Origin of the sequence: Paenibacillus peoriae KCTC 3763, from assembly GCF_000236805.1 — a bacterium.
Taxonomy (GTDB): Bacteria; Bacillota; Bacilli; order Paenibacillales; family Paenibacillaceae; genus Paenibacillus; species Paenibacillus peoriae.
Genome location: NZ_AGFX01000010.1, coordinates 62599 through 76333, shown reverse-complemented (window position 1 = coordinate 76333; position 13735 = coordinate 62599). Strand labels below are relative to the sequence as shown.

The 13735-nt window shown below is 44.4% G+C and carries 14 protein-coding genes; 7 read left to right on the top strand and 7 right to left on the bottom strand.

What is annotated here, in order from left to right; all coding sequences use genetic code 11:
- The first annotated feature begins 155 nt into the window (after positions 1-155).
- From KQI_RS0102420 to KQI_RS0102410, 3 genes are all read left to right on the top strand, one after another.
- Entirely contained in the window at positions 156-2186 is a 2031-nt protein-coding gene (locus tag KQI_RS0102420; protein ID WP_010345107.1) for a beta-galactosidase, read from the top strand.
- An 18-nt stretch (positions 2187-2204) separates the two neighbouring features.
- The gene (locus KQI_RS0102415; protein WP_010345106.1) at positions 2205-3422 is read left to right on the top strand and encodes an MFS transporter; all 1218 of its coding nucleotides are present in this window, start codon (positions 2205-2207) and stop codon (positions 3420-3422) included.
- Between the two features lie 209 nt (positions 3423-3631).
- Positions 3632-4264: a hypothetical protein gene (locus tag KQI_RS0102410; RefSeq protein WP_010345105.1), complete on the top strand. Its 633-nt coding sequence runs from the start codon at positions 3632-3634 to the stop codon at positions 4262-4264.
- A gap of 80 nt (positions 4265-4344) precedes the next feature.
- On the opposite strand, the gene KQI_RS0102405 is transcribed toward KQI_RS0102410, so the two are convergent.
- Both KQI_RS0102405 and KQI_RS0102400 read right to left on the bottom strand, forming a co-directional pair.
- Complete coding sequence (locus KQI_RS0102405; protein ID WP_010345104.1) at positions 4345-5178, bottom strand: DegV family protein; 834 nt, start codon at positions 5176-5178, stop codon at positions 4345-4347.
- 21 nt (positions 5179-5199) lie between these two features.
- Entirely contained in the window at positions 5200-5637 is a 438-nt protein-coding gene (locus tag KQI_RS0102400) for a MarR family winged helix-turn-helix transcriptional regulator (protein WP_010345103.1), read from the bottom strand.
- A 207-nt stretch (positions 5638-5844) separates the two neighbouring features.
- On the opposite strand from KQI_RS0102400, the gene KQI_RS0102395 reads away from it, so the two are divergent.
- Complete coding sequence (locus KQI_RS0102395) at positions 5845-6366, top strand: type 2 periplasmic-binding domain-containing protein (RefSeq protein ID WP_010345102.1); 522 nt, start codon at positions 5845-5847, stop codon at positions 6364-6366.
- 87 nt (positions 6367-6453) lie between these two features.
- On the opposite strand, the gene KQI_RS0102390 is transcribed toward KQI_RS0102395, so the two are convergent.
- From KQI_RS0102390 to KQI_RS0102380, 3 genes are all read right to left on the bottom strand, one after another.
- Positions 6454-7035 (bottom strand): NAD(P)H-dependent oxidoreductase, encoded by a 582-nt coding sequence (locus KQI_RS0102390; protein WP_010345101.1) that lies wholly within the window; start codon positions 7033-7035, stop codon positions 6454-6456.
- Between the two features lie 73 nt (positions 7036-7108).
- Complete coding sequence (locus KQI_RS0102385; protein WP_010345100.1) at positions 7109-7531, bottom strand: MarR family winged helix-turn-helix transcriptional regulator; 423 nt, start codon at positions 7529-7531, stop codon at positions 7109-7111.
- Between the two features lie 213 nt (positions 7532-7744).
- The gene (locus KQI_RS0102380; RefSeq protein ID WP_010345099.1) at positions 7745-8896 is read right to left on the bottom strand and encodes an iron-containing alcohol dehydrogenase; all 1152 of its coding nucleotides are present in this window, start codon (positions 8894-8896) and stop codon (positions 7745-7747) included.
- A 316-nt stretch (positions 8897-9212) separates the two neighbouring features.
- On the opposite strand from KQI_RS0102380, the gene KQI_RS0102375 reads away from it, so the two are divergent.
- Positions 9213-10247: a C40 family peptidase gene (locus tag KQI_RS0102375; protein WP_010345098.1), complete on the top strand. Its 1035-nt coding sequence runs from the start codon at positions 9213-9215 to the stop codon at positions 10245-10247.
- On the opposite strand, the gene KQI_RS29750 is transcribed toward KQI_RS0102375, so the two are convergent.
- A complete protein-coding gene (locus KQI_RS29750; protein WP_080572108.1) occupies positions 10129-10407 on the bottom strand; it encodes a transposase in 279 nt (92 codons plus the stop codon). The genes KQI_RS0102375 and KQI_RS29750 overlap by 119 nt on opposite strands.
- Positions 10408-10520: 113 nt before the next feature.
- Positions 10521-11954 carry a helix-turn-helix domain-containing protein gene (locus tag KQI_RS0102370; RefSeq protein ID WP_010345096.1) on the bottom strand — a complete coding sequence of 478 codons (1434 nt, stop codon included), beginning with the start codon at positions 11952-11954 and terminating at the stop codon, positions 10521-10523.
- A gap of 280 nt (positions 11955-12234) precedes the next feature.
- Between KQI_RS0102370 and KQI_RS29120 the strand changes: the two genes are divergently transcribed.
- On the top strand, positions 12235-12441 hold the full coding sequence (locus KQI_RS29120) for a hypothetical protein (RefSeq protein ID WP_138984789.1): 207 nt from the start codon (positions 12235-12237) through the stop codon (positions 12439-12441).
- 353 nt (positions 12442-12794) lie between these two features.
- Complete coding sequence (locus tag KQI_RS0102365) at positions 12795-13472, top strand: tetratricopeptide repeat protein (RefSeq protein ID WP_010345094.1); 678 nt, start codon at positions 12795-12797, stop codon at positions 13470-13472.
- Positions 13473-13735 lie beyond the last annotated feature (263 nt).

The window sequence follows — 13735 nt, the reverse complement described above, 5'->3', positions numbered from 1 at the left end:
ATGGGGAGTCAAAATCATAAAAGCACCTCCGGCGTATGCGGGTATGTATTTCTCTTGTAGATCCATATTGTTATATCGAAGTTCATTTTATTATATTTAAAAGCCGTTACTTGTATTATAAGATAGAATTATTCTTATATATAGAGGTGATTGGCATGATAAGCGGCAAACTTCCTAAAGTATTTTATGGTGGAGATTACAATCCCGAGCAATGGGATGAGGCCACACATCAGGAGGATTTACGGATGTTCAGGCTGGCAGGGATTGATATCGCCACAGTCAACGTATTCTCATGGGCCAAAATTCAGTCGGACGAAATCACATATCATTTTGAATGGCTGGATCAATTGATTGACAGTCTTCATGAAAGCGGTATCTTCGTTTGTCTTGCTACTAGCACTGCAGCACACCCCGCCTGGATGGCTACCCGTTATCCGGACATTCTTCGGGTCGATGCTGACGGACGCAAGCGGAAATTCGGCGGCCGCCACAACTCCTGTCCGAACAGTCCAACCTATCGTAAATACGCGGAGCATATGGCTGACCGATTGGCCGAACGCTACAAAAATCATCCCGCCATCCTCGTGTGGCACGTGTCCAATGAATACGGCGGTGATTGCTATTGCGACAACTGCGCTGCCGCGTTCCGGGTGTGGCTCAAGCAAAAATACGGGACGTTGGAAGAACTGAACCGGGTATGGAACACCTCCTTCTGGGGTCACACCTTTTATGATTGGGATGAAATTGTGCCTCCCAATAATCTAAGTGAGCATTGGGGGGAAAATCACTCCACCTTTCAAGGAATTTCCCTTGATTATGCACGCTTTAATTCGGATAGTATGCTCGATTGCTATCTGCTGGAATATAACGCGATCAAAAAGCACATTCCCCATGCTGTGGTAACGACCAATCTGATGGGTTTTTTCAAGCAACTGGACTACTTCAAATGGGCTAAGCACATGGATATTGTGTCTTGGGACAGCTATCCGCAGGCTAATACCCCTGTAAGCTATACCGCGATGGCACACGATTTGATGCGCGGTCTGAAGGATGGGCAGCCCTTTATGCTCATGGAGCAAACACCGAGCCAGCAAAATTGGCAGCCATATAATTCACTCAAGCAGCCCGGGATCATGCGGCTATGGAGTTACCAAGCGGTTGCCCATGGCGCAGACACGGTCATGTTCTTCCAGCTTCGCCGCTCGATCGGTGCTTGTGAGAAATTTCACGGAGCTGTGATTGAGCATGTCGGCCATGAAAACACACGTGTATTCCGCGAGGTGGCACAACTTGGCAGCGAGCTTGGAGCATTAGGAGACAGGTTCCTTGACGCGACCGTCGATACCAAAGTAGCTATTTTGTTCGATTGGGATAATTGGTGGGCATTGGAAAAATCAAGTGGACCCTCTGTCGCATTGAACTACGTCGATCAGGTGCATAAGTATTATGCGGCTCTTTTCCGGCGCAACGTGCAGGTAGACCTGATTTCCGTAGAAACAGATTTCCAGAAATATGATCTCATTATCGCGCCTGTACTCTACATGGTCAAGCCGGGCACTGCTGAGAAGCTGGAACAATTTACGGAGCGCGGCGGCACCTTTGTTACCACCTTTTTCAGCGGCATCGTCAATGAAAACGATCTGGTCACAACCGGCGGATATCCGGGCAAGCTGCGTAAGCTGCTCGGGATTTGGGTAGAAGAAATTGACGCGCTTTTGCCGGAATCACACAATCGCATCATCATGAAAGAAAAGGTGGGTGCATTGCAGGGAGAATATCAATGCGGCATGCTCTGTGACCTGCTGCACAGCGAAGGTGCCGAGGTGCTGGCCGAATATGGCGATGATTTCTACCAAGGTATGCCGGTGCTGACACGCCATCGTTTGGGTCAAGGTGAGGCCTGGTATGTCGCCTCAGACCCTGAGGAATCCTTCCTGGATGGCCTGCTGGGTTATATTTGTGAGGAAAAAGGGATTGCATCCCTGCTGCGCGCTCCTGCGGGCGTAGAAGCTACTGTACGCTCCAAGGATGGAAAATCGTATCTATTCATCCTGAATCATAACGCCCAGGTACAACATGTTCATCTGGGTGACCAAAAAGGAAATGAGCTGATTAGCGGCGAATTTCTGGAAGGAGATATTTCCATTGAAGGCTACGGCTTTCAAGTGCTGGAGCTATCATTCTAGGTATCAAAGGAGTTCAACATGAAACGACTGCTATGGATGGGCAGCTTGTCTTATTTTTTGATCGGTCTGGCACATGTGGTTGTAGGTTCCCTGCTGCCTGTGCTGCTGGATCACTACGGCAGGAACTATACGGAGGGCGGAAGCCTGATTTTCGCCCAATTTTCCGGCTTTCTGGCTGGTGTCCTGCTGTCGCCTTGGCTTGCACGGAATTTCGGCAAACGCCGAAGTCTGGTATTTGCTCTACTCCTGCTGTGTACAGCGGAAATGCTGTATTCACTGCTGCCGCCTTGGGGGTGGCTATACGCCATCGGAGCAGCAGCTGGTTTTGGCTTTGGCATGGTAGAAGCGCTCATCGGCACGATTGTTATTAGCGGTATTACCCAAGGAACAGGCGCAGCCATGAGCCGACTGGAAGTCTTCTTTGGAATCGGTGCGCTGGCTATGCCCGCTATCGCCGGCCAGTTGATTGCTCTCGGCTGGTGGAGATTGGCTTTTCCCATTATTTCCATATTCGCAGCCATTGCAGTCGTAGCTTGGCTACGGGGGTCCTTCGGCACGCTGGACACGGTATTGGACGAACAGGAACACCGAGGGAACAACCATCCGCACTCCTCTAATTCACCGAAGGTGAAGGCATCTAATGCTAGCCCTATAGGAAATTGGAGGCTGCTGGCGCTGTTCGTTGTCTTTTTCTTCATCTACGTAGGGACAGAGATGAGCCTGGCTAATTTCCTGCCCTCCATGTTCATTGAGCGCCTGGGACTCACGCAAGCCGAAGCAGCACTCAGTGTCACCTGCTTTTGGCTGGCAATGGCCTTCGGGCGGCTGTTCACAGGCTACATTGCCGATCGGTACGGCTACGGTGTCTTTGTCGCCCTGAGCTCGCTGGCAGCAACCCTGTTGCTGTGCGTGTTCCCACTGATCAAGGGCACGGCTGGCGCCTTTGTCCTAATTGCGCTGCTGGGGCTCGGCATGTCCGGCATATTTTCCATCGCGCTCGTTTTTGCCAGCAAAATGATGCCAGGTACAGAAGAATCCACCACCAGCCTGCTTATCGGTGCAGGCGGAGTCGGAGGGGCCCTGCTGCCCTTATGGCTTGGAACCAGCATGGATCGTGGCGGAGCAGTCGCTTCGGCATGGTTGCTGGCAGGTTTCGCCTGTATTCTGTGCCTGCTTGGCGGCATTCTGTACGCCCTACACGTGCGCAAAAAGCGGCTTCAAACCGCTTCGTCCTGATACATGCCTCTGCCGGCGCCTTCGGCTGTTCCTTGGAATAATCCAAGGCTACAGCGAAGGCGCCATTTTACTTCCTGGACGAATATACCTCATACAAAGGCCTATTTTTAACCAAAGATAGATCGTTGCCTATGAAACACAGGACAGATATCCATGCCTCTCCTAGATGAATGGAGTAGTATACAACAAACCATGTGGAGGTGTTTGCATTGGGTCGTCCTGAATTAAAACGAAAAAAAGGCCGCAAAAAAGATGTTTTTATCCGTTCCTGGTTTGATAAACTTGAAAAAAAGTTCGATGAAAAGCCCCCAAAGAAAAAAGTCCGCCCAAAACGAAAATTTCCGGGCAGGGACATTATCGTCCAAAAACAAATTGTGCGTGTAAATATTCCTAATGACGCTTCAGGGACGGAGGGGGATTCTGCAGCAAACGGATCAAGGCAGTTCGGTTATATTTACAACCTAAGACTTCAATCCGTTCCGATTGAAGGGGATGTCCTATTTGATACGAACGGTATACTTACGCCTGGAATTACGCATATTGCCGGGACTGCGCAGATTGCTGTTACCGATGCAGGGAACTATGAGGTTCACTTTTCTGTGTCGGGTGTAGAGCCTAATCAATTTGCCATCTACATTAATGGTAATCTGGCTGGAGGAACCGTATACGGTTCAGGAGCCGACACGCAGCAGAACACAGGGCAAGCCATCCTCGCTCTGGCATGTGGGGATGTTCTTACTCTGCGAAACCATAGCTCTGCCACTCCAGTTACCCTGCAAACATTGGCTGGGGGAACTCAGACCAGCGTAAACGCTTCTGTCATCATTAGAAAGTTGAGCTAGGCTTGAACTTCTCCAAAGCCTCAGTGTACAAAAATGGGTTTATCCCATACTCAATCGAGCGAGGATAAACCCTGAATAGCTTAAAAAGCCATAATAATACCTTTATCATTGGCATACATCGAACTGATCCCTCTGGTGGACACAATATGAATATCTTTGAATTGATAACGATTCTTCAATGCATTCATTAATTTTTCTGCCAGACCGGGATTATTGCAGTGAGAAATGACGATGCTTTCCCCTTCGGTATCCCGACCACTTTTTTCAATGGTATCTGCCAACTTTTCGATGATTTGATTCTGACCGCGCGCTTGGGTAAATAAAGCGATATTCCCGTCACCGTCAGAACCCAAAATAGGCCTGATATGCAAAAATGAAAGTATCTTGCCCGTAATTTTATTCATTCGTCCGTTCTTCACCAAATTATCCAGGTTTTCCAGCACAAAGTAAGTCTTCATCTTCGTGATAAAGGTTTCCAGGGAAGATATAATCTCGCTTTTATGATACCCCTCGTCGATCAGCTTGCGAAGCTTTAGAGCCAACAAAACTTGTCCAGCCGATGCGCTTTTCGAATCGAAGACATGGACATCCGCCCCGTTTTCTTCCTCCGCCATATCTTTTCCTACCAATGCACTGGCATACGAGCTGGACAGGTTGCTGGATAATGTAATGGCAAAAGAAGTATGCGTGCCTTGAAAGGCCTCCTTGTAAAGCAAGGGTGACGGTGATGCAGATCCGATCTTGGTTGTACAGGCTTTCATTTCTTCCATGAACTGAGGCAAGTCCAGCGTGTCATCATCAATGAAGCATTTCTCTCCCAATGTCATGTTTAATGGAATCGTAGTAATCTGCAGCCGCTCTTTAAGTTCTGTCGTCAAGTCGCAGCAGCTATCTGCTATTATTTTATACCTCATTCTGTACACCCTCATCTTATGTTATTTTCCAGTGGAATCCGAATTCATAATGCTCATGGAAAGCTCAATCAACCGTATAAATTCCTTCACATCGTCCTCGCCCAAGCCAGCTACAAGCGCTTCAAAATAGCCTTCTATTCTCTCCTGCTTTTGTTTAATCAACGATTCACCGTCCGGTGTAAGTCTTACACACATCCGTCGTCTGTCCTGCTCCGACATCTCCATAGTGACATACCCTTTTTTCCTTAAGCCCGTAAGCGCTGCCGTAATTCTTGATCTGGATACATGCAGATGTTCGCTGAGTAAGGAAGGATTAATTTCATCCTCTCGATGCTGAACCAAATATTGAAGTACATGGTTTTCACCTTGGACAAGCGCTGTCAGACTACTGAATAATTCCATACTATAAATCCGTTGAACGGATTCTCTTAGCTGGTCGCTTAAGTCAACTTCTTTCATAGTAACCTCCGTATAATACATACAGTTAACTATTAATACTATGTACTATAATGAATTGCGAGCGATAATAACAATGAATTATTTGTGAAAGTTCCTAATTCCTCCACTATCAGGCGTCGACTCATATTATCGAGAGTAGTTATTCCAATATTTGTGCTAAAATAATTACTGTTACTATTACTTATTCTGAAGGAGCTCTCGTAATCTATGGTTAAGTTACTTTCCAAAAAAAGCATCGTTGTATTTATTGCAATCATTATTACTTTGACTGCATTTTTCACCAAAGGTCTATGGACAGCGATGTCAGTAAAATCTACGGATCTAACCCAATTGGCAATAAACAATATTGCTCTAAGCCAAAATATTGCGGATATTGATTTGACTGTCTATAAAAAAAATCGGGACTTTAACGATAAACGTACCAAAGATGCCGAATACAGGTATTTTGAAAATTTCTTGATTGTTTATAGCTCTGATGGAGAAATTATGAAACTGCAAACCTTATCCGAGAATGGATTTTCCAGCTTAGCCGGATACAAATTTCTGTATCTTGATGATATAAAAAATAAATTAGGTAGTCATTTCGCGGATCAAAGCTACGACTCTGCCCAAAGCCTAAACGCCATCGTTTACTATGATAAAACCAATCGGACGAAAGCCAAGTTTGTATACCCAAAAAATAAAAAGCTGGATCAAACCATTGTCTGGGCCATATTGGAGAAATACTAGCATGTACAAGAAAAGGCCAACCAGTAGAGACTGGTTGACCTCATCATCTGATGACTGCCTTACGTTTTTGAACAATAAAAACTAACTTTATAGCACCGATTTAACAGTATCTTGGACTTGTTTCAGTAGTCCTTTATAGCCGTCTTCATCAAGGTAGCCGATACTTCCCAGCAGCAAGTGACCGACAGACTCAATTCCAACGAAATCAAAAATACCCGTATCTGAAGTAATCTTCAGACCTGCGGTCATCCCGATCTTGTCGTAAATTTCGTTCGGTGTACCATGTGTATTTACAATAAAACCTTTTTTACCTGTAAGAAGCTTATGAATCCCTTCCGGACCAGCCGTATATGCAAAGCCGTAGGCAAATACACGATCAACATAGCCTTTCAGGATAGCAGGAAGACCTGTCCACCAAATAGGAGAAATAAATGTAATCGTATCGGATTGTGAGATGTATTCCTGCTCTACCTTGATATCAGCGGGAGTTTGTCCGGCTCTCATAGCGGCAGTATCCTCAGGTTTTAATACAGGTTGAAAATCAAGCGCGTATAAATCGCGTACAACGACTTCATCGCCTTTTTCCTTCAAAGCATTTACGACGGTTTCCAGAATAGCGTGGTTAAGGCTTTCAGTGTTAGAGTGAGCATAGACGATAAGATGTTTCATTTCAATTACCTCCAAATGTTTTAAAGTTATTTTGTCTTTCATATAGATATCTATACATTTATTTAAAAAAAATTTATAATCTGTTTTTTACATGTTCCAGCAGATATTCCAGTTGTTCTTTTTCTTCGTCTTTGAGACCACCGTATATGGTTTCTTTTAATTTATGGGAGATCACTTCAAATACAGGCTCCAGCTCTTTCCCTTTAGCGGTAAGATAAATCAGGGTTACTCTGCTATCATCCCCTTCTTTTTTTCTTTCGACATATCCCAGCTTCACTAACTTGTCGACCAAAACCGTGACTGTGGGCTGCTGGCGAGAAATTTTCTGTGTCAATTCTTTGATGGAAAGCCCGTCCTTTTGATAAAGGAACATTAATATTCCACCATGTGAAGGAACAATCCCTTCAACTCCATAGGATTCGAGCTCAGACACAATCAATTTATTGATCGAATCTCTGATCGTTCCTATCAGTGCAGCTGCATTATTTTTTAACATACCTGCATTATTACATAGACATCTATATATATCAAGTGTTTTTTGCAGGACGTCACAAACTCTTCTCCAAAATCTTTAGTTGTCTTCTCAAGCCTCTCAAATTTCTTAGATTTCTTAGAAAAAAATGCGAATAAAAAGGGCAGTTCCAGGTGTATTTCTATGGATTTCCTGGGACAGCCCTTATAGCATATAACGAATAATTGCAGCTTTTATTTAAAGAATTTTCTTAAACATCTCGATAACTTGTTCTTTACTAGGTATGAACGGATTGCCCGGGGCGCAAGCATCCTTCATTGAGTTCTCGGCAAGCAGATCCAAATCCACTTCATTTACACCCAGTTCAGATAGCTTGGAAGGAATCCCGACTTCCTTGGACAGGTCTTTGATTCTTTGGATGACATAATCTGCGCATTCCTTATCCGTTTTCCCCTTATCTTCAAAACCGATGACCTTAGCGATGGCACGAAACTTCTCTGGTACATGCTTGGCATTCTCTTCCTCCACAATCGGCAGTAGCATGGCATTGCAAACACCATGAGGCAAATCGTATACGCCGCCAAGCTGATGCGCCATAGCATGAACATAACCCAATCCGGCATTATTAAATGCAAGCCCTCCCAGGAAGATAGCGTATACCATTTGCTCACGTGCTTCTATATCATGACCGTTACTTACCGCACGAGCCAAATGATTAAAAATAATCTCTACTGCTGCCAACGCAGTCGCATCGGTTACAGGATAGGAACCTGGCGTAACCAAAGCCTCAATGGCATGGGTCAAAGCATCTAGTCCTGTAGCTGCCGTTAACGCGGCGGGTTTGTCTACCATCAGTTCAGGGTCGTTGACCGAAATCGTAGCTACACTATTCTTGTCAACCATAACCATTTTGACCTTGCGCTCTTCGTCCGTAATGACATAATTGATCGTGATTTCAGCGGATGTTCCTGCCGTGGTATTAATAGCGACAATAGGCAGCGATTTATGCTTGGATTTGTGAACCCCCTCATACTCGGTGATATGTCCCCCATTGGCAGCAATAATGCCGATTCCCTTAGCCGTATCCTGTGGTGATCCTCCACCAATGGAAATTAAAAAGTCACAGCCGTTTTCTTGCAGAAACTGAACGCCATCATGTACATTTTTACAGGTCGGATTGGGTTTGACCTCATCATATACTGCATAGTCCAGTCCAATATCATCCAGTACAGATGTGACCTTGCCCGCAATACCACTCTTCATCAAAAACTTATCTGTCACGACCAGTGCTTTGTTCAAATTCAGTTCCTTTATATACGGTCCAGCTTCATGCAAACAGCCTTTTCCCATCAGATTGATAGACGGTACAAAAAATACATGTGCGCTCATAAAAATCGGCCTCCTAAAGGATTCACTTCTTGATCCCTCGCTTATACGGAACTACTCTTAGAGTGAAACATTTCACATATGTAATTTTATCTTTATTTTGTTTTGATGTCAACAATGAAACACAGATATAACTTTGTTTTATTTTTGTTTATTTTGTTTTTTTTGAAAATAAGACCTGTTATCTTCGTTTTCAAAGCGCTATTTAATACGCCATTGACGAGTATCCTGCAGAATCGCCCCAATATTTGGCACACAACTAATCGAAGGCAGCCTCGTACAACTTAGATGAACACATTAACAACGAGGTGATGACAGCATGACAATCAACAAAACAGTATTACTCACTCTGCTGGCGGTATCGCTGCTCCAAGCAAGCCCATCTTATGCGAAGTCGGTGCCGCTGACTCCGGTGACGACCGTCTATGTGGATGACCATCCACTTCAGCTTGTCGCCCAGCCACTGCTGCTAGACGGGACAACACTCGTCCCCATGCGCCAGTTGTTTGAAGCGCAAGGAGCCAAGCTTTCCTGGGACGGACCCGGCAAAACCGTAAAGGCAACCAAAAACGACACGGTGCTGACCTACCGCATCGGGGAACGAGCTGCCATCCTAAACGGCAATACGCTATCCCTGAATGTTCCCGGGCAGATTGTTGAGGGCAACACGATGATTCCACTGCGTTTTGTGAGCGAAGCGCTTGGGAGCACAGTCAAGTGGGATGCCCTGGCCCGGACGATCCGGATTGTCTCAAGGAACGATTTGTTCACAACGGTTCTTTCCAGGGTCAACCTGCGCAACGAACCGGATTCATCGGGAGCTTCCCCTTCCCTGCGGCTTATTCCAGCCGGCGAAAAGGTTCATGTCATCCGCGAGGTCAATGCCCTCTGGCTGCAAGTGCGCACTAAAGACAACCTGACCGGATACATATCGGCAAAACCAAAATACAGCGATTATACCAGCCCATCCCTGGCAGAACAGCAGGGAGATGAACTGATTGCCTACGGGGAGAAATTCCTCGGTACTCCGTATGAATTCGGCGCAGCAACCGGCCAGACATCGACCTTTGATTGTTCTTCTTTTGTCGGGGAAGTGTTCCGACATACGCTCTCCATTGACCTCCCCCGTGCCTCTTACGATCAGGCTAAAGAAGGCAAGAAGGTCGGGCTGAACGAGCTGCGCAAAGGCGATCTGTTGTTCTTCAGCGCACGCGGGCTGGAGATCGGCCACGTGGCTATCTATGCAGGGAACAACAAATTGCTGCATACATTTTCCAAAGAACGCGGCGTGCATTTTGACACGTTTGACGAGAAATGGCAGAAACGTTTCGTAACAGCCCGCAGGCTGTTTTAGGACGAACCGGATAGCTAATAACAGCAGGATTCCATGGCCCGTAATAGTCAGGCAGATCCCGCCATGGTGTTCCTGATGGTGCCACCCAGAGCACCACATTCATAATCTTCTGATTGCCTTTTGCCGAACGCCTCCCTTGCGGTTTGCGTTCAGGCGGCAAAAGGTGATTTTGTACTATGTTATCAGTAGAATATAATTAGTTAGAAAACAGAAAACCCTTACTACAAGTTGGCAAGGGTTAATGTCATTATGTAGTTTATGTGGGTTGTGTACTTATAATAAGTTTGATTTTGTTTTATCAAGTCCAAGTAACAACAAAGTAATATAATTACGATGACTAAGATCAAAACTTTCGTTTTCCTTAACCACTTCCAACAAATTTCTGTACTCGTTTCTTTGGAATTCGCTGACTTGATCTTTGCAAGACTCAAAAAGAGATATTCCCTGAATAAATAGACTACTATTATTAAGCAGGATGGTGGCCTCCAGCATTTTCAAAATATTATCTGCTACATCTCTAATCTGTCCGTTACGCAACAAATAAATAGCAAGCTGATAATGAAAATTCAAACGCCAGCTAGTGTAGATATTTTCTTCTTCTTTCTCTCGCTTTAACATTCTGTTAGTTAATTTAGCGAGCGTATCTTCTATTGCAAATCCATACTTATTTGCTGCTTCTGTTATAACTACTAAACCAGGTAGAACCTCATGCGGATGATCGAATAAATATTGGGTATAATCTTCTAAACTATGGGCATGTCCCATAAGCATATCCAATGTGTAAGAGTTGGCTACAGCAAACGTTTTATAATGCTCCACATCACTCTTTCCTTGTTCATCCAAATCTTCGAACCAACTTAAATCAGCGTATCCTTTAATATATTTTTTGGATTCTTCATACAAACCTTGCTTCTCACAAGCAGTTGCCTTCATTAGATACCCCTGCCCCCAATACACAACAAGGCTTCGTTCTGTATTTAACGAGACATGTTCTTGTTTCCTTACTTTTTTTTGTACTTGTTCGTGATAGACTATCTTAATCAATCCGCGTAATTCATCTGCATATTGCCCCAATCTATCCCAGTCACGTAAAGTGTAGTAGACTCTTCCCAACTGTAATAATCCATCCAACTGATAATTCACAGGTAAACGATTACGAAAAGGTGCAAATCGGGTTACCGCATCTCTATTTTTTTCTAAATCCTTCCCCAATGCTGCCCGAAACAACCGATATTGACTAACTGCCAAACGCTCGGAATGCTGATATCTTTCATGCTCCACTACACATTCATAAAATACAAGCGCTTCCTGAATGTTCCCTTTGGCGTACAACTCCTCAGCAATTTCAAACACTAAAGAGATATAATTCAAATCCTCCATCATACGAGATAGTACTTGCTCTATACAATCCTTTTTACCAAGCTCAGTGCAGCGCAACAAAAAAGGCTTTACACGACTACGATGCGGTTTACCAGACAAAAAACATTCATCTACATATAACTCATAAAAGCAACCCTCTGGGTTTCCTAATGTAGCATTAATTCGATCTAAATGCTGAACTGATAATGGTCGACTCGGACATTCACTAAGCAACGAACTGAGATGACTGGAGGTGATAGCTGATGCTTTCGCGAAATTTGACAAGTTATAGCCTCTTTTTTGCATACACTTCCGAATTTCTGTACGGATTGCAATCGCATATTCCATAAACCTTCCTCCTAGCATAGGAATACACCAGACAACGAAATTGACCTATATTTCATGGGTGCCGTTTTTTTACATAACAACCCGATTATACAACTAATTTAGAATAAATATCAATAATAACCAAGCTAAATTCGCCTTTCACATTTTTAATATAGAGCAAAAATTATGGTAATTCATAGTATTCTAAAAAAATCAATAAATAAGTAAACTGAGCATCATGGTAATAGTTCAATTTGTCCCATTACTAATCCCTGTAAATAATACAAAGAAGGTGAATCCACTGAACAACAATAAGAAACAGCCTGTAACGCCCTTTGGATGGGCGATCAAGCAAAAGCTTGTCGAAAGGCAGTTGGATCAGCAGACATTTTGCGAGTTGTATCAAATTCCCCCTTCCCGGCTGTCCAATCTCATTCATGGCACAAGAAAGGCCAAACGACACAGAAGACTCGTATCCCAATACCTTGGCATTCAGGAAGAATCATAGATGCTTATGTACATACAAGGAGGAATCTTAGAACATGCGACATTTCCACAAGCATCAACCTGAACGTTGTGTACTCTGCCATTCTACGGATTCCATCATTATTTCCAACGGGGCATACCTGTGTGCCCATTGTTATGTCAAAAGCACGTACAAGTCCCCCATCAAGGTGAGGAGCTATCATCGTGCCAAAGTCGCTTTTCTAGTAAAACTGTACATTGAGCACCATAAATAGAAGCACTTCTTCTCGATCCACTCACCCTTCCAAATATTATCTGGCTAATGCCCCTTGAAGTGATCCTATGCTATAATGTGGAAAGTATGGATGGATACATGTACAGGAGGATTAGAGCAGGATGATTGGGAAATTTCTCATTTTTTCTCTACTATGGAGTTTGCTTGGCAACCCGTTTCTCGCGCTGCTTGTACTGCTGATTGTGATCTACATATTGGATCGCAGCTTTGTGGGTGTACTGCCCAGCATCAGCAAGCCTTGGAAAAGAAGACGCAACGCGGCACGGCTGCGTCAGCAGATTGCGCTAAATACCAACGATGTGGCTAGCAAGTTCGAGTTGGCTCGTATTTGGATCGAAAGCAAGAAATATCATCAGGCTTTGGAGCTTCTACTGGAAATTCAATCCCGTTATGAAGATTCCGCCGACTATTGGAATGCACGAGGAACGGCCGAAGTACACACGAGCCATCTGCAAGATGGTGAACAGCATTTACTGAAAGCACTAGACATTAACCCGCGGGTGCAATATGGTGAGCCCTATTTGCATTTGGCCGCAGCTTTCAAGGAACGCGACGTAAATAAGGCGCTGCACTATCTGCAGCAATTTCAGGAAATTCAGTCCTCTTCCAGCGAAGGCTATTATCTGACAGGCTTGATGTACCGAATGCTGGGACGCAAGGATGAGGCCACGGCAGCCTTTAACCAGTCGATTGCTGTCTATCGTTCTCTGCCCAAATACCGCAAACGAAGTGAGCGCAAGTGGGCTGTACGCAGCTTATTCCGTAAATTAATAGGCTAACCGGCTTATAATGAAATACGAATTACCGATTTTTTTACGACCTTTCTCTTCTTTTGAGAAAGGTCGTTTTTACGTTTATTCACCGTACACCTTCATAGGTCTGAATCAGTTCCTTTCCATATCTGAATTTGGGTGTTTTCGGATAAAAAGCTGTTGACATGCCACAAATCAGGTCATATAATCCGCTTATAAACCATAGAGTTTATAAATAAACTCAAAAGTATAAAACCAGAAAGGACGATCATCTTGTTGAAACCCAGTCT